Origin of the sequence: Microbacterium sp. NPDC077391, from assembly GCF_040686955.1 — a bacterium.
Taxonomy (GTDB): domain Bacteria; phylum Actinomycetota; class Actinomycetes; order Actinomycetales; family Microbacteriaceae; genus Microbacterium; species Microbacterium commune.
In genome coordinates this window covers 241,981-268,689 of sequence record NZ_JBFBMI010000001.1, presented here as the reverse complement: position 1 = coordinate 268,689, position 26,709 = coordinate 241,981, and the positions used below count along the sequence as shown (strand labels likewise).

Genomic DNA, 26,709 nt, shown 5'->3' with positions numbered 1-26,709 from the left:
TCGGGACTGCGTGCGCGGACTCAGCCGCCGGCGAGCTGCTGATCCAGATCCTGGATCGCGCGCATCATGCCCAGCAGCGACTCCGACATGTCGTTGATGCCGTCCACCGCGGTCTTCAGACCCGTGGTCAGCTCACCGTAGCCCTCACCGAACTTGCCCGACGCGTGCTGCGTCTTGAAGTCCTCACCGAGGAGCGTGTCCACCTGCCCCTTCAGGGTGTCCAGCTGCCCCTGAATGTCATCACGAGCCTGCGACAGCGACGACGCCACCTGCTCCATCTCCGCATAAGACGCACCGAAATCGGCCATCGTCAACACCTCCGAAAATCATCCGAACCGGACCACCCCGGCCCGACACCCCCAAGCTACAAGATGCCCGCACCACCGAGCCATGGGGACAACTCCCCATCGTCAGGACGGCGTCGACACCAGCCGCACTGCGGCGAAGAGGTCGCGCAGATCGTCGAGCGCGAGGGCGAGCACGCCGGGCTCATGGGTCAGCAGGTCCACGACGACCATCATCCCGGCCTGGTCGCCGAGGAATCGGCCGCAGACGACCGGATCCTGCTCGTCGCCGATGAGCACCGCCAGGACCGAGCGGTCATAGCCTTCGACCTCTGTTCGGCTGACCGTCTGCACGAGAAGCCCCAGCCCTGCGTCAGCGAGGGCGACGAGGTCATCCACCTCCGACGCTCCTGGGCTCACGTACACGTGCGCGACATGCGGTCGAGCCAGATCTCCCAGCCACAGCAGCCGCGCCTGGGCGCCGGGGAGCGGTGGCGCAACCGCCTGCAGTTCCCGCAGCGCCGCTGCGAAGGAAGCCCGGCCGCCGTCGTCTGGCAGCACGTCCCCGATCTGAGCAGCCCACTCCTCGACGTCCGGCCAGGGACCTTCCGGGAAGGCGAGCGGGACGGGCAGCCACGATTCGAGCGCCTCGATGGAGAGCGCGTTCATCGCCATCGGAAGGTCTCCATGATGGTGTCGACGAGCTCGACGCTGCCCTCGATCACATCGGGTTCGACGTCATCGGGGTGAGGCAGCACGGCGATGAAGACCAGACCCAGCCGCGCCTGCGGAACGGGTGCAGGGAATGCGTAGCCGAGAGTGACGGTGCGGACCTCCGCGAGCTCACCGGATCCGCTGTGCGAGCTGCGCCACCGGAGGATCTCGCCGAGCGGGGTGGAGATCTTCTCGGGGACGACGCCGAACCGGTTGCGCACCTCGGTCTCGAAGTCGGTTCCGACCGAGCCCGCCACCTTGCGCGCGGCGATCGAGATCGGCGGCCGCCACTCGTTCGTCTCCTGGTCGGGCAGGTACACGGCGAATGCCTTCGTACGCTCGAGCTGCTTCCACTGCTCCGAGATCAGCAGCCGCATCTGCACGTCGAGATCGGGACGGCCGATCGCCTTCATCCGGGCGACGGCCTTGGCCTGGAATGCGGCCTTGCCGTCGGCATCCACTCGGTAGCGGCTCCACCCGCTCGGCATCAGGATCGAGTAGCCCCGGGGATCGTCCTGCGTGGGCTGCGGCGCGCTCACACGTATCCCTCGGGGAGCGTGTCCGCCTGGCGTCTGCGCTCGTACTCGGGGACGAAGCGGATCGCGGTGATCGCCAGAGGGATCAGCGCCACGACGTCGACGATGAGGGCGACGAGGAGGTTCGGGTCATCCTCAACCGTCTGAGCCGCGAAGAAGAACAGCGCGGTGACGCAGGATGCCAGCACGGGACCGAGCAGGCCGACGACGCTGCGCGCGTCGAGCATCTCGGTGCCGACGCAGTACACGGCGGAGCCGATGGCGAGCAGCCCGGCCAGTACGAGAAGCAGCCAGCCCGGAACCGGAACGACGGGGAACAGAAGGATCTGGTCATAGGGCGCGGACTGGTCGCGCAGGACCTGTCCACCGGTCCAGATCAGCGATGCGATGAGGAAGAGGATCAGCAGCACCGGCTGCACGAGCGCGATCAGCACCACCGTCGTGCGAAGCCGGGCGCGTCGAACAGTCTCATGGGGAAGTGCCTGCACGCGCGTCAGCCTACCCGCACACCGGAGAGCACGGGGATCTCAGGCGACCAGCCCGCGAGCTGAGCGATGTCGTTCGCGGTGAAGCCGGTCCACAGACCGGTGTTGAGGATCTGCGTCGGCAGTCCAGGCAGCGAGCGCGAGATGCCGGATATGGTCTGCTGCACCCCCGGGTTGGTCGCCCACTGCGAGGTGCGCATGCTCTGCAGGAACGTCTGCACCTGCACCGCCTCGGTGCCGCCCATGGGGATGGCCCGGAGCGGGTTGACGAACATGCTCGGAGCGGGCAGGCCCGCTCGCGCCACCGCCGGCGCGCGCAGCCATGTGAACGCGTTTCCGATCGCGCGAAGCGGGTGGAAGATGGGGATCCGGAACGGCGTCAGCGGAATCGACAGGCGGGTCACCACCGAGGGCAGGCCGCTGCGGATAGCGGTGACGACCGCACCTCGGCCGGCGCTCATCGCCGAGCCGAGCGTCGGAAGCCCGCGGGAGAGCACCTTCCCGATGCCGAACGGAAGAAGACCGACGGCGGCCAGTGCCACATCCCCCAGGGATGCCCTCCCGAACGCGAACTTGAGCACGTTGAGGGCCAGCACGGCGGCGGAGAGGGCGAGGATGATCCCGCCGAGCAGTCCGGTCAGCGGAGCCCCGATCACCAGCGCGATGACCGACAGGACGAGCAGGACCACGGCGAGGACGTCCAGGACGGCATCCACGGACTCCCAGAAGCCGTCATTGTTGCCGGCTGTCTCGTAGGCCTTCTCGATGGACTCGACGGCATCGTCGTATGCGTCCGACCATGTCTCGAAGGTGTCGTCGAATGCGGTCCACATCGCATCCCGATGCCGCTCGGCCGATCCGAGGGTCGCGGCGGCAGCGCTGACGTCTCCAGCGGCCGCGTCCACCTCACTCTGTTCGGGATCGTCCTCCCAAGGCATCACGCGCTCGAGCGATCGCTGCCGACCGACGGCGTCTTCGTGCGAGCTCTGAGCGTTCTGATACGCGTTCTCCGCGTCGCGGACGTCGTCCTCGTTCGCGCGCAGCCAGCTCTGGGCCGCTTCGAGCGCTTCGGCGTAGATGCGCAGCGCCTTGCCGGTGTCCGTGTACCGCACGGCCGCGGCCGACAGGTCCACCGCGGTCTCGGAAGCCATCTCCGCGAGCTTGTCGGTGCCCTTGCTCTTGTGCACCGAGGAATCGCCGATCGCGGTGAGCTCACCCGCCGTCTCATTCATCTGTGTGCCGAGCGTGACCCAGTTGTCGCCTCTGCTCCAGATCTGTGAGGCGGATCCGGCGAGCTGGCGCAGTTCGACGTCGGTGTTCGGAGATCGCATCACTGGATCCTCGCGATCCGGGCGCTGGTGGTCTGCTCAGAGCCGGCGCTCTCGAGCTCGGCAGCGGTCTCGGTGTCCCACTGGTCCCAGTTGTCGACGATCGACGTGAGCTGGTCGCGGATCGAGCCGAGATTCTCGTTCAACTTGTCGCGCTTGCGGTTCCATGCCGACTCGAAGTCGCCGACCTTGTCGCGCAGTGACGAGCGGTCGTCGGGGCGATCGACCGCCTCCTCGAGATCGTTGTTGATCGCCGCCGCCTCGTCGAAGGCGGTGATGGCGGCGTTGAGGCCTGTCAGCGCCTCGCGGAGGCGAGCACGGTCGAGCATGATGTCCATCGGATTCCCCCATCGAAGGCGAGGACCGGCCTAGTCAGCCGGCCCTCGACGTCGAGTCTGTACTGGTTCTGGTGTGCGGACTCAGCCGCCGGCGAGCTGCTGATCCAGATCCTGGATCGCGCGCATCATGCCCAGCAGCGACTCCGACATGTCGTTGATGCCGTCCACCGCGGTCTTCAGACCCGTGGTCAGCTCACCGTAGCCCTCACCGAACTTGCCCGACGCGTGCTGCGTCTTGAAGTCCTCACCCAGCAGCGTGTCCACCTGCCCCTTCAGGGTGTCCAGCTGACCCTGAATGTCATCACGAGCCTGCGACAGCGACGACGCCACCTGCTCCATCTCCGCATAAGACGCACCGAAATCGGCCATCGTCAACACCTCCGGTAAATCGTTGAGTCCGGACCACCCCGGCCCGACATCACCAAGCTACAAGATGCGCGCACCACCGAGCCATGGGGACAACTCCCCATCGTCAGGACGGCGTCGACACCAGCCGCACTGCGGCCTGCGGCCTGCGGCCGCGCTTGCACGGCGCATCGCGAAGGTCCGCTCTCTCACGCCAGCGCATCCCCCTCGACCAGCGGCAGCTGCACCGTGACCTGGCGACCGGCCTGCACGAAGATGCCGCGACCCTCGGGGAAGTCGGTGCGCTTGACCTTGGGGAAAGGCACCTTGAACACCGCGTCGCCGTCGAACGAGTCAGGCTTGAGGATGACACCCTTGCGGCCGGCCTTGAAGTCGCCGATGAAGCCGAATCCGCTCGTGACCTGCGTCACGTCGGCGTCGCCGATGAGGAAGTGGTCGCTGCGGTTGACAGCCTGGAACAGCGCCTTCATCTCACGCTCGGCGGGGCTGTCTGCGAACTGCGGCACGTCTTCGACCACGATCATCACGCGCAGCGGGAGGGTGTCGTCCGCGATGAGCTCGGTGATCTCCTTCGCCAGCTCCTTCGCGTCGTCGGGTGTCACCGCGCTGCGGGTCCAGTCGGCGTACTCCTTCAGCTGCGAGCGGCGTCCGCCGAAGTGGAACAGCCTGACCTCCGGATCGAACCGGCGCATCGAGGTGATCATCGCCTTCAACGCGTTGGTCTTGCCGGCCAGCGGCGGCCCCGCCACCACGAACGTGCCGACGGGGTCGAAGTCGCGCGCCGACAGGGTGTCCTCGGCGACGCCGAGCACAGGGAACTCGCCCAGGCGTTCGGGCAGATCGCGCACCGAGAGCCGGGTCGGCAGCGCGCCGATCTCGGCGACCTCGCGCGCTCCGGCCGCACGCAGCTCGGCCGCGAGCTTCTCGAGCAGCTTGGTCTGCTCGGCGACGTTGGGCGTGCCGCCCAGCGTGGCGATCTGGGTCTCCAGTCCGTCCATGATGGCGCGGCCCGGGGCGGAGCGCTCGTCGAGCACGTCCTTGGGCGCGTTCAGCATCGCGTACGCCGACTCGTCGGCCAGGCGCAGCACCACCCGTCGCGACACGTTCGCGCTCACGGCCGTGGGCACCGAGCCCGAGCGATCGGCGGTGGCGACCACGTGCACGCCCAGCGGGCGGCCCTCGCCGAGGATGCGCATGAACGTCTGGTAGAACGGCATCCGGGCGGTGGTCGACTCCCACTCGGAGCGGAACTGCGGGAACCCGTCGATCAGGAAGAGGATGCGCGACTCGTCGCGGCCGGTGATCTCGCGGTACTCGGTGAGGCTGGCGGCGTTCGCCGCGCTGAACCGCTTGCCGCGGTCGTCGAGCACCCGGGCGAGCGAGCGCAGGATGCGCTGCACGCGCTCGGCGTCGTCGCCGGCGATGATCGACCCGACGTGCGGCAGCACCTCGAGGCTGCGCAGCGACCCCGAGCCGAAGTCGAGGCCGTACACCTCGACGCTGCTCTTCGGGTCGTGGCCGGCGGCGATGGCCAGGGTGCGCAGCACGGTCGACTTGCCCGATCCGCTCGTGCCGTACACGAGCAGCGAGCCGTCCCTGTCGGGCACGAAGTACGTCGGCTCCTGCAGCTGCCGCGCGGGCACGTCCATCTTGCCGAGCAGGATCTCTCCGTCGCCGCGCAGCGGCAGGTCGCGCAGGTCGACGGCCCGCTCGAGATCGTCGAGCCAGGGTCGGCGCGGCGCCGGGATGCCCGCCTGCGCGGACGCCTTCACCAGCGTCGCGACGATGCGCTTCTGGTCGGTGGGACCGAGGTCCTCATCGTGCGAATCGGACTCCGGAGCCTGCTCGGCTTCCCAGAGCTGGGTCGAACCGAAACGCAGCTCGGCGATCTTCACCTCGGCGACCTGCGCCTCGTCGGTGGTCCACCCGCCGGCGTACGCCGACTGGAAGGGCACGAGACGCCCCGGTCCGGTCTTGGCGATGCCGCGACCGGGGATCGACGGCGGGAAGGATGCCGCGATCGGGTCGTCCACGACGTCCTTCGAGTCGGACTCGTCGGCCATCCGCAGAGCCACGCGCAGGTTCGTGTTGGCGCGCAGGTTGTCCTTGATCACACCGGCGGGCCGCTGCGTGGCCATGATCAGGTGGATGCCGAGCGAGCGGCCGCGCTGGGCGATGTCGACCACGCCGTCCACGAACTCGGGCACCTCGCCGGCGAGCGCGGCGAACTCGTCGATCACGAGCACGAGCGCGGGCGGGGTGTCGGGATCGCGGCGCTTCTCGAGCTCGAGCAGGTCCTTGGCCTTCTTGCGGTTGAAGAGGTGCTCGCGATGGTGCAGCTCGGCGCGCAGGCTGGTGAGCGCCCGGCGCACGAGGTGCGGGCTGAGGTCTGTGACCAGGCCGACCGTGTGCGGCAGGTCGACGCAGTCGGCGAACGCCGATCCGCCCTTGTAGTCGACGAACAGGAAGGTGACGCGGTCGGGACTGTGCGCTGCGGCCATGCCGAGCACCCACGCTTGCAGGAACTCGCTCTTCCCCGCGCCCGTGGTGCCGCCCACGAGGGCGTGCGGACCCTGCGTGCGCAGGTCGAGGGTCATGGCATCCGTCTGCGACTGCCCGATGATCGCGCGCAGGTTGCCGGCCTTCTTCAGCCGCGACTGCGGGGTGCCGGAGCGGTCGATGATCGTGTTGTTCTGCCGCCAGCGGTCGATGACCGCGGTCGGGTCGGATGCCACCTCGCCGCCGACCAGCGAGAGGAACATCACCGAGTTCGGGATGTCGGAGGAGTCCTCGACGACCGTGCTCGAATCGACGACGGGAGCGAGGCGCTTCGCGAACATGGTCATGTACGCGTGCGACACGCCCTCGACCTGCACGCCGGTGTACGAGACGCCGTTGCGGACCGTGCCGACGCGCGCGTTCTCGAGTCCGCCGGTGACGTCGATGAAGCTGCGGCATGCGGCCGGCAGCGCCTCGACGACGGGCGCGACGAAGAGCCCGTAGACACCGACGTCGGCACCTCGTTCGAGGATCTGGGTGAGCCGGGCGCGGTCGACGGGTGCGTCGTCGGTGATGATGACGAGCACCGCGGTCTGGCCGGGGAAGCTCGCCTCCTCTGCAGCGCGCTTCACGTCGGTGCCGAAGAGGGTCGGGTCCCAGTCGTCGCCGTAGGGAGGGCGGGGAGCGGATGCCGCCTTCGCCCGGCGCATGACGAGCTCTTCCAGCCCGTTCAGCAGCGCGGTGCCCGTCGATGCCGAGTCGGCCAGCGGCACGTCCTTGAACGGGTTGCGCTCACTCGAGGTGTGCGGCAGCCACTTCAGCCAGTCGAGCTCGTTCGCCCAGCCCGGCTCGGTGATCGCCACGGTGACGAGCTCGTTGGGCGAGTGCATGCCGAACAGCTGCACGGCGAGGCCTCGCAGCGCGTCGCTGGCCGACGAGGTGGGGCCCGCCACGCCGATCGAGCCGACGCTCTGCAGCGACTCGAGGATCGGCACGTCGCTGATCATCCGGTAGCGGTCTTCGAGCCGGTCGACGCGCTCGACGTACTCGACCAGCGCCTCGGGCACCTCGGCGCGCTTGACCTTGGTGCGCGATTCGTCTTCGCAGGTGCCGAGGCGAACGGCGAGGAAGTTCCAGTGCTCGGGGCGCCGGGTCCACAGCATGGGGCCCAGGCGCATCGACTCGTCGAAGACGATCGCCACGGCCGGCACCTCCGCCTGGCGCACCTCGCGCTCACGCGGCTGGGCGTGGTAGAGCTTCTCCTCGAGGCGTTCGAACTGCTCCTCGAACGATTCCACCTCTTTGCGCAGCCGCTGACCGATGTGGGTCTTCTGCGAGATGTAGTTGCCGAACATCATCATCGGCGACATGACCATGATCAGCAGCGAACGCGGGTTGTCGAAGATGAAGAACATCGCCGCGCCGAGCAGGATCGGGGCGATCAGCATCGGCCACGGGAACAGCCGCTGCACCTGGTCCTTCGGGTACCGCGGCTCGTCGAGGTCGGCCCCGGTGTAGCGCTCTTCGACGCGCGGGCTGCGGTTGAACAGCAGTGCTCCGCCGCGCTCGAGCACGGGGTCGGCGGCTGCCGAGCCGTCGTAGTCGCTGACCAGGTGCACGACCAGCTCGCAGTCGCCGAGCGTGAACTTCTGGCCCGGGATGACTCTCAGCCGCTGCACGAGCCCGCCGTCGACGAGGATGCCGTTGGCGGAGTTCAGGTCGACGATCTCGACGAAGGTCGATGCCACCTCGATGCGCGCGTGTCGCTTCGAGACGAGCGGGTCGGTGAGCACCACGTCGTTGGAGGTGTCGCGGCCGATGAAGAAGTGTCCCACCGGCAGCGGGAACTCCTGCCCGGCGGCCGGCCCCGAGACGACCGTCAGCAGTGCCGCCGCGCGGCTGGACAGCATCGCCGTGGCGGCGCGGTTGGGGCCGAGGTTGACGACCTCGGCGAGGAACCCCGAGCCGACCGGCGCGTCGCCGATCAGCAGGTCGGGGTTGAGGGTGATGAGCTCGTCGCTGGTGGGCGGGGCGACCGAGAGGCTGAGCACGTCGCCGCTGGATGCCACGACCGAGCGCTGCGGGTCGGTGCCGGCGATCTGCCCGGCGACGTCGGCGACCGTGGCCGTCGAGTCCGCCATGACGACGATGTCGGTCAGGGGGACACCCGGGCGCCGCAGCGTCAGCTTGATTCTCATCGGTTCTCCTGGTTGTCGACTGTCAAGCCCGCTCGATGGTCAGCGTGCGGTCGCCGAAGCGGACCACGTCGCCGGCCTGCACGGGCACCGGATCGCCGGGGGTCAGGGTCAGGTCGGAGCCGTCGCGGACGATGGCGCTGCCGTTCGTGGATCCTCGGTCGACGACGAGGACTCCTCGTCGAGACGGGAGGATCGCGAGATGGGTCTTCGACACGGATCGGGTGTCGTCCGCCACGGCGACGAGCTGCATGGCACCCTCCCCCGCGACCGGAGCCGGGGCGCGGCCGAGCAGCGTGGCACCGCGCACCTCGACGCGGCTTCCGTCGTCGAGACGCAGCACCGCGCGCACCGCGGGAACCCCGCCGGCTGCGGATGCCGCGGGCGCAGCCGCCGCGGGACTCGGCGCCGACTCATCGGAGCCGGCGCCGCTCGGCGGCGTCAGCGCCGCAGGACTCGGGGCGAAGGAGTCGAGCAGCTGGCCGGCCACGAGGGGCGGCGGCACGGCATCCACCATTCCGGTCGGCGCGACGGCGGGCGTGAACGGCGTCGCGGCTGCCGGCGCGACGGGCGTGGCTGTCGGCGCGACGGGCGCGCCGGGCGCGCCGGGCGCGCCGGGCTGGGGCGGCGACATCCTGCGGTGGGCGCCGATCACGCCGCCCGACAGCCGTCCCGACGGGGTGTACTGGGCTGGAGCGTCTCGCTCGACCGGGGTGGCGAGGGAGGGAAGCGCGGGTCCGCTCGCGTGCTCGGTGATCCGCACCGACTTGCGGGCGATGCGCATGCGCTTCACGTCGTACGGGTTGAGCCCGCGGCGCACGTCGACCATCCACGTCGCACCCGCCTGGTCGAGCCAGCTGCGGCCGCGGCGTTCGGAGTCGAAGAAGGGCGACAGCGCCACCACGAGCAGCGGCCCGAGCAGCGGAAGCAGGAACGACAGCGACAGCACCAGGTAGCGCACGACCGCGCCGCGCCAGAAGCCGGGGCGTTCCAGGGTGCGGACGTTGACCGTACGCAGGCCGAAGACGGCCTTGCCCGCCGTCACGCCCTTCCGCCCGAGCAGCACGAGCTGCACCACGATGAACACGGTGGCGAGCACGTTGCCGACGGCGAGGGTGACGATCGGCCACACCAGTGCCCCGTCGGCCAGCATCGCGCCCGCATCACCGGCCCCGCTGAGGATCTCGGCGAGCGCCGGCGTCGCCACCAGCATCGCCGGCAGGGCGAACAGCGCGAGCACGAGCAGCTCCGCCAGGGTCGCCATCGTCCGACGCCCGAAAGGCGCGGGCAGCAGGCCGAGGGATGCAGCGTATCCGGGGTCGGGGTGCCCGGTGGCGTCGAGGCCCTCGATCTGCTTCTCGCCGTCGTCGATCTCCCAGATCAATCCAGCTCTCCTTCGGGTTCGCTCTGGGGCGCGTCCAGCATGGCGAGGTCCTCTCGCGTCACCAGTCGTGAGGCGATCGCGTGCTCCACGAGCCGCGCGCGCCGGTTCGTGGCGAAGCTGCGCTGACCGCCGCGCATGCCGGGCACACCGATCCGATCGAGCTTGTCGCACACGTTGTCGAGCTTGCGATTGAAGCGCGTGACCGTCCAGCCCAGGCGCTGCGCCGCCTTGGCCGAGCTGGGGATCTCGCTCATCCCGGTTCCGTCGCGGCGCAGCTGCGGCTCGGCGAGGGCGAGGATGAGCAGCTTCTGACTCTCGGTCAGCGGCACCGCGCCGATCGTCGAGACGCCGTCGCCCTCGGCCTCGCGGCGCACCGCGCGGAACGGCGGCTCAGCGGAGTGCACGGTCATCTCGTAGGTGGTCGGTCCGGCGGTGAAGACGATCGTCGTCCGCTCGAACACCAGCGGCAGACGGGCGCCGGGTGCCAGCCAGGCCTGCACGCCGCCGGCCGAGTCCGTCACGGTCGCCGAGAGGCGGCTGCCGATGTTCGTGAGCCACCACAGACCGTCGTCGTGCGCGATCTCGAGGAAGTGACGGTGCAGGAAGAGGTTGTCGTCGAGTTCGAGATCGCCCTCCCTGCCCACGGTGAACGACGTCGAGGTGTCGACGGGGAAGTATTCTCCTGCGAACTCCACGGTGACAGCGGTCATCCGACGCACCCTCTCACTTCCTGCGCGGACCGGCCATCAGCACGGACCAGGCTGACGTCGATGCACGTGCGGCCGGGGTGCGGCCCGTCGAGGGTCACGGTCGTCTTCTCCGTGGTCTGCGCCTGGAGGGTGCCGTCGAGCGTCACCTCGGCCCAGATGTACGAGTCGCCCTCTTCCGGGCTGGGGTTGCTCCACGTGAAGGTCACCGTGTCGCCGCTGCGGGTGCCGGTGACATCGTCGACCGGGGGGACGATGCCCGAGATGACGTCCTGCGGGGCGGGTTCCTCGCCATCGACCGGCGCAGCCGTGGACCGCGCCGCCGTGCTGAGGCTGCCGCCCAGCCAGATGCCGCCGCCGATCACGACGACGAGGGCGACCGCCGCGGCCCACAGCCACGGTGCCACGCGACGCCGGCCCGTGGGGAGCTTCTCCGCGGCGGACGCCGCCGCTGCCGTGTCCGCGGGCGCCTGAGGGGGGATGCTCGCGGCACTCGGCGTGCCGGGCTCACTCGGCGAGAGGACGGTCGGCGGCCGGAGCAGGGTGCGCTCGTCATCGTCCACGGGCGGTGCGGGTGCCGCAGGTGCCGATGCCCTCCGCACGGTGTGCTCTGCGGACTCCTGCGGCGCGGGGGTGTCGAATCGGGGCACCCCGATCATGCCTCCGCCGGCGAGCCGCGGCTCGGTCGCCGCCGACGGGCGGGTCGCCGCGGGGCTGTCCGGGCTGATCGACTGCACCTCCCGCACGCGGGTGAGGCCGTCGTCGTCGTCGCGCATCTCGTCGGCGGAGGGATGCTCGTCGACGATGTCGATGGGGGTGACGGAGTGCGCGAGTTCGATCTGCACCTTCTGCAGCGCCCGTGCGAAGGCCACCGCGCTCGGATAGCGATCGTCGGGGTTCTTCGCCATCGAGCGCGCGAGGGTCGCCTGCAGGCTGCCCGGCGAATCGGCGCGCGCGAGCACGGGAAGAGCCATCCGCTCGATGCGCTCGATGAGGTCGGCGCTCGTGTTGCGCTCGCCCGGACGCTCGAACGGCGAGCGGCCGGCGAGCAGCGTGTAGACCGTGGCACCGAGCGCGTACACGTCGGTGCGCGGTCCGCTGCGCGGCGGCTCGGCGAACGACTCCGGCGGCGACCACGGGATCGACATGCCCGCAGCCTCGGTGACGGCGCCGGCGGTCGACGCGATCCCGAAGTCGGTGAGCGCGGGCCGGTTGTACTCGGTGACGAGGATGTTCGCCGGCTTGATGTCGCGATGCAGCACCCCGGCCCGGTGCGCGGTCTCGACGGCTCCGGCGACCTGGATGCCGACGCGCAGCGCTTCGGCGACGGAGAACGGCTCGCGACGCGCACGCGCCTGCAGGTTCGGTCGCGGACAGTACTCCATCACGAGGTACGGCCGGCCGTCACCGGCGACCCCCGCCTGGTAGATCGTGACGATCGCCGGGTGGGTCGACAGCATGGCCATGACGTTCGCCTCGTCGGTGAACTCCTGGGCCGCCCCCGTGGTGATGCGATCGGCGAGCAGCACCTTGACCGCCACCTTGCGGCGCGGCATCTCCTGCTCGTACAGGAAGACGTCGGCGAACCCGCCCGCTCCCAGCGGCTGCAGGTACGTGAAGCCGGGCAGCTGCGGCGGAGGCGACGGCGTGCGATTCATGTGAGTCCCTCGAAGGTGACGGTGACCCCGTCGCCGAGGTCGACGACGTCTCCGCTGAGCACGAGCGTGTGCTCGCCGGGGTGCAGGCGCACGGGGTCGGCACCGGGGCGCAGCAGCGTCGAGCCGTTCGTGGTGTGCAGATCGATGACCACGACGGAATCGCCCTCGGGGCGGATCTCGAGGTGGCTGCGCGAGATGTCCTGCTGGGGGCTGTCGACAGCCACGAGATGCGGCAGGCTGTCGCCGCTCGCGCGTGTGGCACGAGGGCGCCGTCCGATGATCACGACGCGATCGAGCGTGACCACCTGACCGGTCGACAGGCGGGCGGCCCCGTGGGCGACGGCCGAGTTCTCCACGGCCGGCAGCACCTCGGTCGGCGTGTCGGGTCCGGCGGTTCGTGCGGCCTGCCCTGGCGCCTCGCCGGCCTCGCGCATGCGCCGCAGTTCGGCGAGAGAGATGGTCGAGCCGTCGTGGTCGCCCGCGGGCGCATCGGGTGCGGCGGCGGGGCCCCGCGGCACGGAATGCACGGTGGCGTCGAGGACGTCGTCGTCTGGAGAAGACGGCGGCGCGGGCGCGAAGGTGTACTCGGTGGGGACGAGGGTCGGGAATCCCGCGTCGACGGCGGGAGCATCCGGTGCGGCAGTCACGGGCATCGCCTCGGTCTGCACTGGATCGGCGTGCTCCGGGTCTCGGTCGTCCGCCTCCCCTGCCGTCGCGTCGGCCTCGGCCGCCGGCGCGAGATCAGCCGGTGCGAGATCAGGCTGCGCATCCGGTGCATCTGCGGGGTCAGCCGCCGCGTCAGCCGGCGGCGTCACGCTGTCGGCCGGCGTCGCCTCGACGGGTTCCGCATCCGCCGGCGGCGTGACGACCGGAGCACTCACCTCGGCCGGCGCTGCCGCTGCCGTAGACGCGCCGGCACGCCCCTCCGCTGCGGGCAGGTCGCCGCCGGGGAACGCGACCGACGCCGCCAGCACCGTGCCGGAGCGCACGACGAGCGACGTCGTCGACTGGCCGTCCTCGAGCGACACGAGGAAGGAACGCGGGTCGGTGATGTACCGCTCGGTCCAGGTGCTGATCTCGGCCCCGGAGACGACCTCGTCGCCCTCCGTGCCGGCCACGGTCACCGTGACGTCGCCGCGCACGGCGAGACGCGCGAAGCCGTCCCCGAGCAGGGCGACGACGAACGAGCCGAGCGACGCGATCCTGCCACCCGTGAGGACGTCGATGACCTCGGTCAGCTGGGGTGCGCCGTCGTGCATGAGCCCGGACAGGGCGGCGACCCTCTCGACCGGAGTGTCGCCCGGAACGGCGATCATTCCGTGCTGCTCCGCGATCACCTGCCAGCTGCCGGGTCGGTACGCGAACTGGTTCATCGAACCCCTCCATTCAACGATTCCCGCGGTCTGGTGTCGTCGTCGACGTCCGAGAGCACGATGGTTCCCGGCCGTGAGGCGACCGAGACGGCATCCACGACCACGACGGTGACGTTGTCGCGGCCGCCCGCCTGCACCGCCTCGGCGGTGAGCTGCGCGGCCGCACGCTGCGGATCGGGTTCGCTCTGCAGCACCTCACGGATGCGCGCTTCGCCGATCTCGGATGTCAGGCCGTCGGTGCAGATGAGCATCCGGTCGCCCTGCTCGGCGGGGAACAGCCAGAAGTCGGCGTCGCCCGTGCTGCCGGCGCCGATCGCACGCGTGATGATGTTGCGCCGGGAGTCGTGCGGTGCGTCTTCGGGACTCAGCTCACCCGAGTCCAGGAGCTCCTGGATCACCGAGTGGTCGACCGTGATGCGCTCCATCTCGCCGTCGGCGAGCCGGTACGTGCGCGAGTCGCCGATGTTGACCGCGAGCCAGTAGCCCAGCCCGTCTACCGACGAGATGACGACGCCGCTGAGGGTGGTGCCCGCACGCGACTCGCCGGACGTCGCGAGGTGCTCGACGACCTCGCGTGCCCTGGCCAGCGTCTGGCGGACGTCGTCGAGGCTGAGCGCCTCACGGCCCACGAGGGTCGCGAACTCGTCGACGACCGCGGCGCTCGCGCGCTCTCCCGCCTCGTGACCGCCCATCCCGTCGGCGACGATGAAGACCGGTGCGGATGCCAGCTGCGCGTCCTCGTTGAGCGCGCGGCGCCGCCCGGTGTGGGTCGCCGCGCCGGAGTAGACGAGCACGGGCGCGGTCATGCGAAGCCGCCGATCGTGAGGATGCGGTCGCCGATCTCGACGGCGTCGCCCAGGCGCAGCGGCACACGCTGTCCTGGCGGGCATGCGATGCGCACGCCTTCGCGCACGACCACGGTGCCGTTGGTCGACTGCCGGTCCATGATCCAGCCGCCGGACGGCGCGGAGGCCGCCTCGAAGTGCGTCTTCGACAGCGACAGGGTCTCGTCGCGCACGGAGATGACCACCGCTCCCGGCTCCTGCTCGGGGTTGCGCCCGAACACGGTGCGCCCGGCCACCGTCACGCGCTGCCCGTCGTCCCAGGTGAACACGAGGCGGTGACCCGGGATGCTGATCCGCGTCGACTCGACGTCGTCGTCGGCGTGGGCGGTGGCCGGAGCGGCCTGCGCAGCTGGGGCAGGGGGCGCGGCCGGGGTGGAGATCGTCGGAGCCTGGGGCGGAACCGCCGGGGCTGCAGACGTCGCGGACCCGCCGGGCTGCGTCACCCCGGGGACGAACGAGATCAGCGGGTCGCCCGGCGCATCGGCGCCGGGGCGCGGAGCCGCGACCGTCTGGTCGGGTGCCTCATCCGCCGCAGCCGCCGGGGAGGGCCTGGGCGGCACGACCGTCTCGTCGACGGCATCCGGACGCAGCGCAGCGCTCGGCGCCGCGGGCGCGGGGGGTGTCGCGACACCGGCGCGTGCGTCGGCTGCCGGTGGCCTCGGCGGCGAGGGGAGCGCGGTGGCCGTCGACGCGTCGGCCGCGGCGTCGCGTGCGGGCACGGCCGCAGCATCCAGCATCACGGCCCCGCCGACCTTGTCATGCCAGCCCTGATAGCGGCCGGATCCGTCGAAGAGCGGCGAGAACATCCCGACCACGAACGTACCCGTCACGGCGAAGACGACGTTGCGCAGGAGCGCACGCCAGAAGGTCACGGGCGCGAGGTCGGCCGCGCGGACGAGCCGGATGCGCTGCGCGCGCATGCCGATCGACCCGCGTCCGGTCTGCATGAGTGTGTAGATCACGAACCAGGCGAGGATCAGCAGGCCGAACACGCCCGACACCACCGCCACGGAGACCATCGCGCCGGCGGCCGACTCGGGGTCTCGCAGCGCGCCGACCGTCATGGTCACCGTGATGACCAGGGCGAGCATCGGCAGCACGGCGGCGATCAGCGCATCGATGATGTAGGCGATGACCCGTCGCGAGATCGGCGCGACGTCGCCGGGGGGAATCGTCGTCATGGGGTCTCGCTCTCGGCCGTCGGGCTGTTCTTGTCGATGTTGCCAGGTTCCCGGCGCACGCGGGCGGCCGCGGCGTCCCTGAGCTCCTGGACGCGTTCGCTCACCCTGCCGTTCCCGGTCAGCGAGCGCACGCTGAGCCGCGCCTTCATCCGCCCCCAGAAGGTGGTCGCGCTGCGCATGCCGTTCACCGCCTCGTCGACCTCGCGCCAGAACGCCTCGACCTCCTCGGCGGTCGGCTCGCCCGGCCCGAAGACCTGGCCGTCCGCGCGCTCGGCCAGCGTCGTGGCCGCGGGCAGAGGGAGGACGGATGCCACCACACCGGCCTCTTCGACACGGGTGCCGCCCGGGGGGATGCGCGCACCGTGATCGATCGCGCGATCGGTCAGCTCGTCCCAGCCGCCGCTGATCCGGTCGGAATGGCGCTGCGCGTTGCGGCGGGCGCGGCGTCTCGCCGCCTTCCACGCACCGATCACGATGAACGGCGATGCGAGCAGCAGCAGCACGCCGAGCGAGATCCCCGCGATCGCGAGGATCAGGCCGATGATGCCGAGCACGTTCAGGCTCTCGTCCTCCGCCTTGCGGTCGTCGGGCACCGTCGGCGGCAGATCCACCGGCTCCTGCGGCGGGGGCGGCGGCTGCAGCACCTGCGGCTTGGGATCGACGCGCGGCTTCGTGTTCTGGTCCTGTGGGACCTTGTCCTCGGGAGGCGTGGGGTCGAACGGGATCCATCCGAAGCCCTCGAACGCGATCTCGACCCAGGCGTGCACGTCGTCACCGGTCGCGGCGAAGACCGGCTCGTTCCTGCGACCGGCATCCGGGTAGTAGCCCATCACGACGCGCACCGGCATCCCGACCTCCTGCGCGGCCAGCGCCATGGCGACGGCGTACTGCTCGTCGTCGCCGATCATCTGATCTCCCCCGAGCAGAGTGCTGATCCGCTCGGCGGTGTGTCCTGCGCGCGAGAGCACCTCGCCCTCGAGACCGTGACTGAAGAACCCGCCCTCGGCGAAATACGTCTCGAGGGCCCTGGCCTGCTCGATGGGCGTCTCGGCGTCGGTCACGATGTCGGCCGCCGTCGCCGAGAGGTCCTCGGGCGAGTACGACGAGACCTTCTGCTTGATGTTCGCGAACGGCGCGTCTTTGAGCTGCTCGTCGCCGACCTTCGGCGCGATGATCGCGTCGACGGTGTACGCGTCGCCCTTCTTCAGGCCTGCGGTGACGACCGTCGTGTCGGTCGCGGTGTTGCTGTACGCACTGCGGCGCAGCTCATCCGCACGCGGGCCGTCGAACGTGACGTCGTCGACGACCGTGGTGCCCGGCAGCCACACCCCGGAGTAGTCGGCGATCTCGAAACGCAGCCGCGCGGGCACGCCCTCGACACCGGTCGCCATGTCGCTGCGCAGGGGAAGGAAGGCGCTGGATGATCCGGGGCCGCCGTCGGTCACGTTGTAGACCACGCCGTCCCAGCCGTCCATCGCCGCCAGACGCACGCGTGCGTCTTCCGGCAGCCCGGTCACCGTGAACAGCGTCTTGGTCTTCTGGTCTCGGACCGTCTTGCGGAAGCCCTGCATCGGGCTCGCGTAGTCGCGGATGTTGAACGGGGGGATGATCGCGTCGCGGAACACGTGCCGCGGTGCGGAATCCGCGGCGATCGCATTCACTCCGGCACCGGCGCCGGCTGCGACCGCGACGACCGCAAGACCGCCGACGAGCCTGCGGGTGCGCATGTGCCTCGCGCGAGCCGGGTCCGCCTCGCTGACGTTGACCGCCGACGACTGCGGCGCCCACCAGGAGCGCAGCGACAGCCAGCCGGCGGCGACCGCCGCGATCGCGATCCCCTGCACGAGCGGGAAGGCCGCTGTCGGCACGCCCAGCGCGATCACCAGGAACAGCGCGGCGACGATCGACAGCAGCGACCAGGCGAGATGACGCAGCCGCAGCGCGAGCGACGCCGCGACCACGCTCGCCACGAGGCCGATCAGGAAGGGCACGAGCAGGTGGCCGTCTGCGGCCGAGACCGGCGCCACGGTGGTGAGCAGCTGCTTCCACGACGTGATCACTCCCGTCGCCAGCCCGACCAGGGTGTCGATCGTGGGGATCACGCCGAGCAGCGCCGTGTGCGGCAGCGCGAGCGCACCGCCGAAGACGAAGTAGACCGCGACGGTCGCGCCGGTGATGATCAGGATTCCCCACCCGCGCCATGCGCACACGGCGGCGACGGCGAGCCCGAGGACGACCCCGCCGACGGCGGCGAGCAGGAAGCTCGGCCCGGCGAACGTGGTCCAGAAGCCGATGAGCGCGGCGATCAGCAGCATCCCGACGGCGACGAGGTCGAGAATCCAGCCGCGGCGCAGGCGGGACGAGGTGGTCATCGGAGCGGTCATGCGAGAACCCTCTGCAGTGCGGCGGGGAGCTGGTCGAGGGCGCCGACGGTCACGACATCCGCTTCGCCGATGCGGCGCAGCTCGGGTCGGTCGAGCCCCGAGCGGGCGACGACGGCGAGCGCACGCGCACCGAACGGCAGCCGAGCGCAGGCTCGGCGCAGATCCTCGACGTCGACGGCATCCCCGCACACGAGCACGACGACGCTGGCCAGCGGCATCGTGGCCGAGACCACGCCGGCCAGCTCGGCGATACCACCCTCACGTGCCTTGGACTGCTCAACGGCCGAGAGCGAGTCGAGCAGCTGCTTGCCGGTGCCGGATGCCAGTTCACGGCCCTGCACGCGCACGTCGACGCGCTGCGAGTCCTGCAGCGCGCGCAGCCCGATGGAGCCGGCGATCGAGATGCCGAGCTCGAACTCGTCGTCGTCGCGGTAGTCGCCGCGCGAGCGGGACAGACCGATCACGAAGTGCGACCGACGCGTCTCCTCGAACTGACGCACCATCATGGTGCCGGTGCGCGCCGTCGAGCGCCAGTGCACGTGGCGCAGGTCGTCGCCCGGCTGGTACTCGAGCAGCGCGTGGAACGACACGTCATCTCGCGAGAGATCCGTGGCGGGGAGGCCCTCGAGATCACGCAGGAAGCCGAGCGACTGGCCGCCGAACAGCACGGTGCGGGGATGCACGAACAGATCGACGGGGTCGTCGCGTCGGTGGGCGCGTTCGAACACCCCCAGGGGGTCGCCGCGCACGACGCTCACCGGCCCGACTTCGACCACACCACGGCGCTGCGTGGGGATGGCGAACAGCTCCTCGGCGCTCTGACCGGCGGCGAGGCGCTGGATCGAGAACTCCCCCCGGCCGGCGCCGACCGGCAGCACCACACGCGACGGGAGGATCGCTCGCGTGCCGCGGTTCTCGAGCTTCAACGCGCCGATCGCGCGCTCCCCCACCACGACCCGGGTGCGAGCCAGGTCGAGCGACACGTCGTACTGCGTGCGGCCGATGAGGAAGAGCGCGCAGATCACGAGCAGGAACGCCATCACCCAGGCGGCGACGACGAGCTCGCGCCAGCCCTGCACGGCACCGACGATCCAGAACAGCACGGTGAGTGCCATCAGCATCCATCCGAGCGGACGCACGACGCGTGCGGCCGTCTCAAGGTGCCCCAGCGCGCGTCCGCCGAGCACGGCGACGACATCGCGCCAGCCCGCCTGCTGCTCTGCGGAGGCCCTCCCCTCCGCCACCGTCGCCTGCGACATCAGACCGCGGCGCGGGCCTGCGGCGCTGCGACGTTCTCGAGCACCCGGCCGATCACGCTCTCGGCGGTCGTGCCCGCGAACTCGGCCTCGGCGTCGAGCAGCAGACGGTGCTGCCAGACGGGACGGGCGAGCGCCTTGATGTCGTCGGGCAGGACGTAGTGCCGGCCGTGCGCCGCGGCCCACACCTTCGCGATGCGGATCATCGCGATCGCACCGCGCACCGACACGCCCAGACGGATGGCGGAATCGGCGCGGGTCGCCTCGGCGAGCTCGGCCGTGTAGCGGAGCACCGCAGGCTCGACGTGCACGCTGGCACCGAGGTCGGCCATGTCGGCGACCGCACTCGTGGTGATCACCGCGGCCAGCCCGGCCGACGGGTTTCGCTGCGAGGCTCCGGCGAGGATCCGCTCGGCGACCTCCAGGTCGGGGTATCCGATCGACGTCTTGATCAGGAAGCGGTCGAGCTGAGCCTCGGGCAGCTTGTAGGTTCCGGCCTGCTCGATGGGGTTCTGGGTGGCGATGACGAGGAACGGTCGCCCGGCCTCGTGGGTCACGCCGTCGACGGTGACCCGGGACTCCTCCATCACCTCGAGCAGCGCCGACTGGGTCTTGGGCGAGGCGCGGTTGATCTCGTCGGCCAGCACGATGGACGCGAAGATCGGGCCCCTGTGGAACTCGAAGCGGTGCTCACGCTGGTCGTAGATCGTCACGCCGGTGACATCGGACGGCAGCAGGTCGGGCGTGAACTGGATGCGCGAGCTGGTGCCCTGCACCGTGGCCGCCAGCGCCTTCGCGAGGCTGGTCTTGCCGGTGCCGGGCGCGTCTTCGAGCAGCACGTGCCCTTCGGCGAGCATCGCGGCGATGACGAGACCGACGACCTCGCTCTTGCCCTGCAGTGCCTTGTCGACGTTCTCGACGAGGCGGTGGAAGGTGCCCTGGAACCAGGCAGCCTGTTCGGGGGTCATGCTCATTTGCGTTCGTTCCATTCGTGTCGTGCGACGACCGTGCGTGCCGCGCTCAGTACCAGGTCATCGGCTTGGCTTTGCCCCACCCACCGATGCGGACGTACACCGTCGTCCCTGGGTTTCCATAGAAGCAGTTGGTGTCCACCGTGCCGTTCGCCGGCACGTAGGTCTCGGTGCCGCCGCCGAACTCGTTGTTGTCGTTGCAGTACAGCCGGTAGTTGCCCGCCGGAAAGTCCGTCACCTTGATTGCCATGAACGCGCATGAAGCTGAGGTGCACGACCCTGAACCGCCCCATCCGACTGACCACTTGCCCGGCGTCCCCTTCACAGTCTGCGCCGCCGGCTGCGGCGGCGAGTTCGTCGTCGCACGGTAGGTCGGCGATAGCGCCTCTCCACCCTCGCTGGCGACCGCCTTCACTCGGATGCTGTGGGTCTGGTCATAGCCATTCCCGACGATACGCTCGCCCGACTTGGACTCCTTCTCCCAACCGCCACCGTCCACACTGATATACGTGGTGACGGGCCGGCCATTATCGGACCCCCCAGCGTTCCAGGTCAGTTTGATAGCGCGGTCGCCGCTCTTACTTGCGTTCCCGGTCGGCGCGAACGGCGCCCCGAACGGGGTCACGGAGTTCGACGCGGTGGACGGCCCGGTGTTGGACTGCTGCCCGCCGACCACCGAGTAGGCACGCACCCGCACCGTGTAGGGGGTGCCGTTGTTCGCGGGGATGTTCGAGCGCCCGTCCCAGGCCTGCCACGCCTGCGAGTTGAGCTGGTACTGGTAGCGCATCTCCCCCTCGGAGGCGCCGTTGCGGGCGGCCTCCGTCATGGTGAAGGTGACCGCGATCGCCCGGTCCTTCGGCGTCGCGCTGACGCTCGACGGTGCACCCGGCTGGCCGAACGCGCGCTGCGGAGCCGACTGCGGCCCCAGCTGGCCCCACTGCGGTGCCTTGTTCTTCGCTCGCACGGCGTACGTGTAATCGGCCGTGCTCGTGGGCACCCGCACGGTCTGCGACGTTGCCGTGCCCGTCGTCGTCCGCGACACCTCGGCACCACCGCGGTAGGTCACGAGCTCGTACTGCTCGATCGGGGCGCCGTTCGTGTCGGGCTGGGCCCAGCTGACGGTCATCTGCGCCTCGGAGCCGACCGACGGAGCGCTGCTCACGCTGGGCGCCGCGACGGCCGCCGGCGGGCCGGCGGGGATCTCGGCCGCCGAGTAGATGCTCCAGCCGGAGGGGTCGGGCGCCCGGTTGTGCGCCTGGATGCGCACGCTGTAGCTCGTGCCGTTCTCGAGCCCCTCCCAGCGCAGGGAGGTGCCGGTGACGCCGGTCTTCTGTCCCATCCCCGAAGGCGGGGTGGGCGAGATCTCGAGGGTGTACGACTCCACCGGCGACCCGCTCGACGTCGGCGTCGTCCACGTCACGTCGAGCGCGCGGTCGCCGAACTTCAGCTTCGGCGGCAGGGGCGTGTCGGGGCGGGTGTCAGGACGGGCGATGTCGGATGCCGGTGACGCCGGGCCCTCGCCGACGCGGTTCGTCGCGGTCACCGCGAAGGTGTACTCGACGTTGTTGGTGAGCCCGTCGAGCGTGCACGTCGTCGATGCGCACGCCTTCGTGTACGGGTTGCCCGAGACCGACTTCACGGTGTACCCGGTGATCTCGGCGCCGTTGTTCGAGGGCGCCGACCAGTTGAGCACGACGGTGCGGTCCTCGACCGTCGTCACCGTCGGCCGTCCGGGTGCGTCGGGGATGCCCTGCACGGTCACCGTGATGCGGCCGTCGACCTCGCGGTCGGGGTCCTTGGTGGCGTCTTGAACGCGGTATCGCACCACCATCACGCCGACGAACGACTTGCTCGACGTGATCTCGACGCCCTCGCCGGCGACCTTCGCTCGCCCCTCACCGCTCTCGACGGTCGCCGAGAGGATCTTGAGCGCCTTGCCCTCGGCCTGGAACGGGTTGATGTCGTTGGCCAGCGCGGGCACGGTGATCGTCTCGCCCTGGTCGGCTTCGTCGACCGAGTCGGGGCTCGCCACGGCGAGCGAGCGGGTCGACGCCGTCACCGCCACCTGCACCGTGCCCTGCACGGGCTCGGTGGTGCCGTCGGTCACGCTGATGCCGACCGTGGCCGTCGTGCCCTTGGGCGTGTCGGACCCCGTCTCGGCGTACAGCGTGGTGCCGTCGATGCGCGCATCGATGCCCTTGCCCGGCTTCGACGTCACCGAGAAGCGCAGCTTGCCCGCATCCTTCGGATCGGGATCCGTCGCAAGGCCCGACAGGTCGAGCGCGGTCGCCTTCTCGCCGGGTGCGATCTGCATCTCGGCGCTGCCCAGCGTCGGCGGCTGGTTGTCGGGCGGCAGCACGGTGATGGGGATCGTCAGCGTGGACTTGCGCCCGTTCGGGTCGTCCGGCCCTTCTCCGTCGGTCACCTCGAACGTCAGCGCGTCCTCGCCGAAGAAGCGGTCCTTCGAGGTGTACACCAGGGTGGTGGTGTCCTTGATCAGCGAGTCGCCGTTCGTGAACGAGGCGCTCACCTTGGAGGCCTCGGTCAGACGCACCGTGCCGCCGCCCGCGACGACGACGTACTTGTCGAGCGGGATCTCCTTGGTCTCGCCGCTCTTCACCTCGAGCGGCTTGGTCGACTTCAGCCGCGGACGCAGCTCACTCAGCGCGGGTACGAAGATGAACGCCGACGAGCTGAGCTCGTCCTGGTCGGTGATCACGTAGCGGATCAGCTGGCGCTGCTCGCCCACGGTCACGCGGACCTTGCCGTCGTCGAGCATCCGCGCGCCGTCCTCCAGCGTCACGTCGACGCCTTCGATGGTGCCGTCGGGATCCTCGTCGTTGCGGAGGATGTCGAGATCGACGGTCAGATCCTCCTCGACGTCCTCGACCTGCACGCGGTCGTCGCGCGCGATCGGGTTCATCAGCGGGACGTCCTCATCGACCTTCACGAAGATCGCGGCGGTCGTGCGCGCGCCCTTCGCATCACTGATCGTGTACTGCAGCGAGGTCTCCAGTGCCCTGTCCGGCACGACGATGACGACCCGGTCACCGGAGATCTTCGCCGACATGCCCTCCACGTCGGGGGGCAGCGTCAAGCCCGACTTGACGAGACCGATCTGATCGCCCTCGGGGTCGGAGTCGTTCGCGAGGACGGGTACGGCGACGGAGCGGCCGGGACGCACCACGACCGAGTCGTTCACCGCGTACGGCGCCTGGTTGGTCGCCTCCGGAGGAGCGATGCCCACGCGGATGGTCGCCCGACCCTCCGCGCCGAGGCGATCGCGGACACGGTAGCTCAGGGTGTCGACGCCCTTCGCGTCGTCGTACGCCTCGTAGGTCAGATAGTTCGCGCCCTGCTCGACGATGCGGCCCTTGAGCGGTGCGCTGTCCACGCCGATCAGCTCGACCGAGTCGCCGTCGGCATCGAGCCCGTCGAGCGGCACCGGGATGTTGATCTTCGACCCCGCCAGGGTGCGGGCCGTCAGGTCGCGTGGGCGCGGTGCCGCGTTGGTGCCGTCCTCATCGACCGGCAGCACCTGCACGGCGATGTACGCCCCGGCCTTCTGGCCTCGGGAGTCCACGGCTTCGTAGGTGATGTAGACCGTGCCCGGATTCTCACTCGCCCGGAAGCGCACGGTGTCCTGGGAGACGAACGCCTCGCCGTCTTCCGGTTCGACCAGCGGCTCGACCAGGTCGGGAGCGACGTGCAGCTTGTCACCGCTGGGGTGGACGTCGTTGTCGAGCACCGGGATCGTCACGACGTCACCGGCGCGCACGACGGCCTCGTCGTCCTTGGCGACCGGGGCGAGCAGCTTGGTCGGTGCGGGGATCGGGATGACGACCACGTCGGCCTCCGCCGAACCGCTGCCGTTCGAGATCCGGTAGGTGACGCGCACCGGCTCCTCGAGACCGCCCTGATCGCTGATCCGCAGCGTCTCGTGATTGAGGACCGAGACGTTCAGTCCGCTGCTGGGCGGAACGGTGACGGACTGCACGACCAGCACGCCGCCGGCTGGATCGCTGTCGTTGCCCAGCACGCCCACGAGCGCCTCGCTGCCGCTGGGGAGCATGGCGACGTCGCGCACCGCCACGGGCGGCAGCTCGCTCTGCTGCTTGTCGAGCACATCGACCCGCACGATGCCCTTCGCCGGCTTGGGGCCCGCCGTGGCCAGATACTGCACGTAGTAGGTGCCGGCCGCCTGCGCCTTGAACGAGAACTTGCGGTTGGCGTAGTCGCGGTCGATCTCGGCGCCCGGGGTGTCTTCGACGCGGGCCAGGCGAAGCTGCTCCCGACCCGAGCTCGTGTCGTTCGCCAGCGGCGACACGGTCACCGACTCCCCCACGCGGGTGACCACGTGGTCGGCATTGGTGACCGGGTTCGTCGACCCCTCCGGTTTGACGTCGAGCAGGATCCTGCCTTCGGTGCCCTTGCCCATGGCATCCGACACCAGAACGGTGATCTCCTTGCGCCCCTGCAGGCTGGCCACGGCGCGGTAGGTGATCTTGCCGTCGGTGGTGAACTCGACCTCGTCGCCGTCGGCCGCCACCACGCCGCTCAGATACAGATCATCGCCGTCGGGGTCGCTCCAGTCGGGCAGCACGTTGTACGAGACGGTGCCGCCGACTTCGACGGCGAGCTTGCTGGCTCGCTTCGGCCGCGGTGCGCCGTTGGTCTTCTCGTCATGCACCGAGAGCGTGACGATCGCGGTGTCCTTGCCGCCACGGCCGTCCTCGATCTCGTACTCGAACGACGCGGTTCCCGTCGCGTCGTCGGGGACGGAGATCTGCAGGGCCGCGCCGTTGAGGATCGGACGCACCTCGCCCACCGACGGCTGCTTGCCCACGAGAGAGGCGACGAGCACATCGCCGTCGGGGTCGTTGTCGTTGTCGAGCACGGGCAGCAGGGTCGTGCCGCCGGGACGCACACCGAGATCGGGGTCGTCCTCCGCGGTGGGAGGGGTGTTCTCCTCCTTGCGGTCGGGGAGCGAGGTCTCGACCGTCTCCTGGGAGGTGTTCTCGTCGTCTTCGCTGTCGCCCTCCGGCGGCACCAGCACGCTCCAGTCGTCGACGCGCTGCAGGCTCTTGTTCGCCAGCCACGCGGCGCCGCCGACGATGTCGTTGAGCACGATGACGTCGCGGTTGACGCGGAACGTCAGCGATCCGGCATCCTCCGCTCCGGGGATCGTCTCCTTCACATCCAGGGAATCGCCGGAGCAGTCCCGGATGAAGGTCGCCGAGATCGCCCACGCACCGTAGGTGCAGCCGCGCAGCTGCACGGGGACGGCCGGGGTGCCGGTGCCGTCGGCCGGGGTCTCGACCGGCTCGCCGCCGTCGAGCGGCACCTGCACAAGCGCGGTGGGCGTGGCGAGGGCGACGGCGTCGGACTGCGCGGATGCCTGCTGCAGCACGGCGTCGGCGGCCTGATCGATCTCGGTGCGGAACCCGCCAGGTGTGGTCAGGATGCCGGCCGCCGCGTCGAGCACGACCGGCGTCGAGCCCACGGCGGTGATGCTCGGCGTCTTGCTGACGTCGATCTCGCCGACCGACTGGGACGTCGGCTCCTGGGGCAGCCCGTCCGGGTCGACCGGGACCTCGACGACCTCGCCGCGCTCACCAGACAGGGCGAAGACGGTGCCGTCACGCCCGACTGTCACATCGGCGCCCTTGCCCAGCTCGGCGGTCGGGTCGGCCGCCTTGATGTCGAAGCCCGACAGCGCCTTCGCCGCGGTCACCCACAGATCGCCGGATTTCTGGTCGAGGATCGCGACGGTCTTGGCGCCGAGCGCGACCTTGGCGCTGCCAGGCACCGACGCGCTGTCGCTCAGCGCCATCCGCGCCGGGTCGACCGCGGTGAGCGTGCCGGCGCCCTCGTCGGCCACCAGCACCGTGCCGCCGTCCTGCAGGATGTCGTAGTCCTCGCTGGCGGCGCGCATTCCGCCGTCGAGCACCGTGGATTCGTGGTTGAAGTGCCCCACGAGGAAACTCGACGACTTGGTGAGCCAGACGCCGGCATCGTTGAGATCGACTTTCGTCGTGGGCAGCCCGTCGTACGCCACAGCCATGGTCGTCAGCGCCACCGCGCCGATCACCACACCGGCCACGGATGCTGCGGCCTTCGGCCGAGACCGCACCCACGACAGTGCCTTCATGCGTTTCCCCCGGATTCACAACTGGTCCGCCCCGCGTCACCGCGTGGCGGGCAT

18 protein-coding genes are annotated in these 26,709 nt (G+C 70.3%); all 18 read right to left on the bottom strand.

Features of this window, described 5'->3' with window-relative positions; translation table 11 throughout:
• Window positions 1–20: 20 nt before the first annotated feature.
• The 18 genes from AB0O65_RS01200 to AB0O65_RS01115 all read right to left on the bottom strand — a co-directional run bounded on the left by AB0O65_RS01200 (window position 21) and on the right by AB0O65_RS01115 (window position 26,655).
• Window positions 21–308, bottom strand: a complete 288-nt coding sequence (locus tag AB0O65_RS01200; RefSeq protein WP_083428829.1) for a WXG100 family type VII secretion target — start codon at window positions 306–308, stop codon at window positions 21–23.
• 102 nt (window positions 309–410) lie between these two features.
• Window positions 411–953: a hypothetical protein gene (locus AB0O65_RS01195; RefSeq protein WP_191712201.1), complete on the bottom strand. Its 543-nt coding sequence runs from the start codon at window positions 951–953 to the stop codon at window positions 411–413.
• Window positions 950–1,537 (bottom strand): hypothetical protein, encoded by a 588-nt coding sequence (locus tag AB0O65_RS01190; protein ID WP_363382357.1) that lies wholly within the window; start codon window positions 1,535–1,537, stop codon window positions 950–952. The genes AB0O65_RS01195 and AB0O65_RS01190 overlap by 4 nt, the downstream gene beginning before the upstream one ends.
• Entirely contained in the window at window positions 1,534–2,022 is a 489-nt protein-coding gene (locus tag AB0O65_RS01185; protein ID WP_143187258.1) for a hypothetical protein, read from the bottom strand. Before AB0O65_RS01185 ends, AB0O65_RS01190 begins: the two co-directional genes overlap by 4 nt.
• Window positions 2,023–2,027: 5 nt before the next feature.
• The gene (locus AB0O65_RS01180) at window positions 2,028–3,350 is read right to left on the bottom strand and encodes a hypothetical protein (RefSeq protein ID WP_071644903.1); all 1,323 of its coding nucleotides are present in this window, start codon (window positions 3,348–3,350) and stop codon (window positions 2,028–2,030) included.
• Entirely contained in the window at window positions 3,350–3,685 is a 336-nt protein-coding gene (locus AB0O65_RS01175) for a hypothetical protein (protein ID WP_071644904.1), read from the bottom strand. The genes AB0O65_RS01180 and AB0O65_RS01175 overlap by 1 nt, the downstream gene beginning before the upstream one ends.
• Window positions 3,686–3,766: 81 nt before the next feature.
• A complete protein-coding gene (locus tag AB0O65_RS01170; protein ID WP_083428829.1) occupies window positions 3,767–4,054 on the bottom strand; it encodes a WXG100 family type VII secretion target in 288 nt (95 codons plus the stop codon).
• A gap of 185 nt (window positions 4,055–4,239) precedes the next feature.
• Window positions 4,240–8,748, bottom strand: coding sequence for an FtsK/SpoIIIE domain-containing protein (locus tag AB0O65_RS01165; RefSeq protein ID WP_363382352.1), 4,509 nt, complete (start codon window positions 8,746–8,748; stop codon window positions 4,240–4,242).
• Window positions 8,749–8,770: 22 nt separating this feature from the next.
• Entirely contained in the window at window positions 8,771–10,129 is a 1,359-nt protein-coding gene (locus AB0O65_RS01160) for an RDD family protein (RefSeq protein WP_363382349.1), read from the bottom strand.
• Window positions 10,126–10,839: a hypothetical protein gene (locus AB0O65_RS01155; protein ID WP_071644907.1), complete on the bottom strand. Its 714-nt coding sequence runs from the start codon at window positions 10,837–10,839 to the stop codon at window positions 10,126–10,128. Before AB0O65_RS01155 ends, AB0O65_RS01160 begins: the two co-directional genes overlap by 4 nt.
• Window positions 10,836–12,494, bottom strand: coding sequence for a serine/threonine-protein kinase (locus AB0O65_RS01150; protein ID WP_363382345.1), 1,659 nt, complete (start codon window positions 12,492–12,494; stop codon window positions 10,836–10,838). Before AB0O65_RS01150 ends, AB0O65_RS01155 begins: the two co-directional genes overlap by 4 nt.
• On the bottom strand, window positions 12,491–13,867 hold the full coding sequence (locus AB0O65_RS01145; protein ID WP_363382342.1) for an FHA domain-containing protein: 1,377 nt from the start codon (window positions 13,865–13,867) through the stop codon (window positions 12,491–12,493). Before AB0O65_RS01145 ends, AB0O65_RS01150 begins: the two co-directional genes overlap by 4 nt.
• Complete coding sequence (locus AB0O65_RS01140; protein WP_191712207.1) at window positions 13,864–14,673, bottom strand: protein phosphatase 2C domain-containing protein; 810 nt, start codon at window positions 14,671–14,673, stop codon at window positions 13,864–13,866. Before AB0O65_RS01140 ends, AB0O65_RS01145 begins: the two co-directional genes overlap by 4 nt.
• Window positions 14,670–15,893: an RDD family protein gene (locus tag AB0O65_RS01135; RefSeq protein WP_363382339.1), complete on the bottom strand. Its 1,224-nt coding sequence runs from the start codon at window positions 15,891–15,893 to the stop codon at window positions 14,670–14,672. The genes AB0O65_RS01140 and AB0O65_RS01135 overlap by 4 nt, the downstream gene beginning before the upstream one ends.
• Window positions 15,890–18,277, bottom strand: coding sequence for a transglutaminase domain-containing protein (locus tag AB0O65_RS01130; protein ID WP_363382336.1), 2,388 nt, complete (start codon window positions 18,275–18,277; stop codon window positions 15,890–15,892). The genes AB0O65_RS01135 and AB0O65_RS01130 overlap by 4 nt, the downstream gene beginning before the upstream one ends.
• On the bottom strand, window positions 18,274–19,536 hold the full coding sequence (locus AB0O65_RS01125) for a DUF58 domain-containing protein (protein WP_363382333.1): 1,263 nt from the start codon (window positions 19,534–19,536) through the stop codon (window positions 18,274–18,276). The genes AB0O65_RS01130 and AB0O65_RS01125 overlap by 4 nt, the downstream gene beginning before the upstream one ends.
• Window positions 19,536–20,507 (bottom strand): MoxR family ATPase, encoded by a 972-nt coding sequence (locus tag AB0O65_RS01120; RefSeq protein ID WP_071644914.1) that lies wholly within the window; start codon window positions 20,505–20,507, stop codon window positions 19,536–19,538. Before AB0O65_RS01120 ends, AB0O65_RS01125 begins: the two co-directional genes overlap by 1 nt.
• Window positions 20,508–20,553: 46 nt before the next feature.
• Window positions 20,554–26,655 carry an Ig-like domain-containing protein gene (locus tag AB0O65_RS01115; protein WP_363382329.1) on the bottom strand — a complete coding sequence of 2,034 codons (6,102 nt, stop codon included), beginning with the start codon at window positions 26,653–26,655 and terminating at the stop codon, window positions 20,554–20,556.
• Window positions 26,656–26,709: the final 54 nt, after the last annotated feature.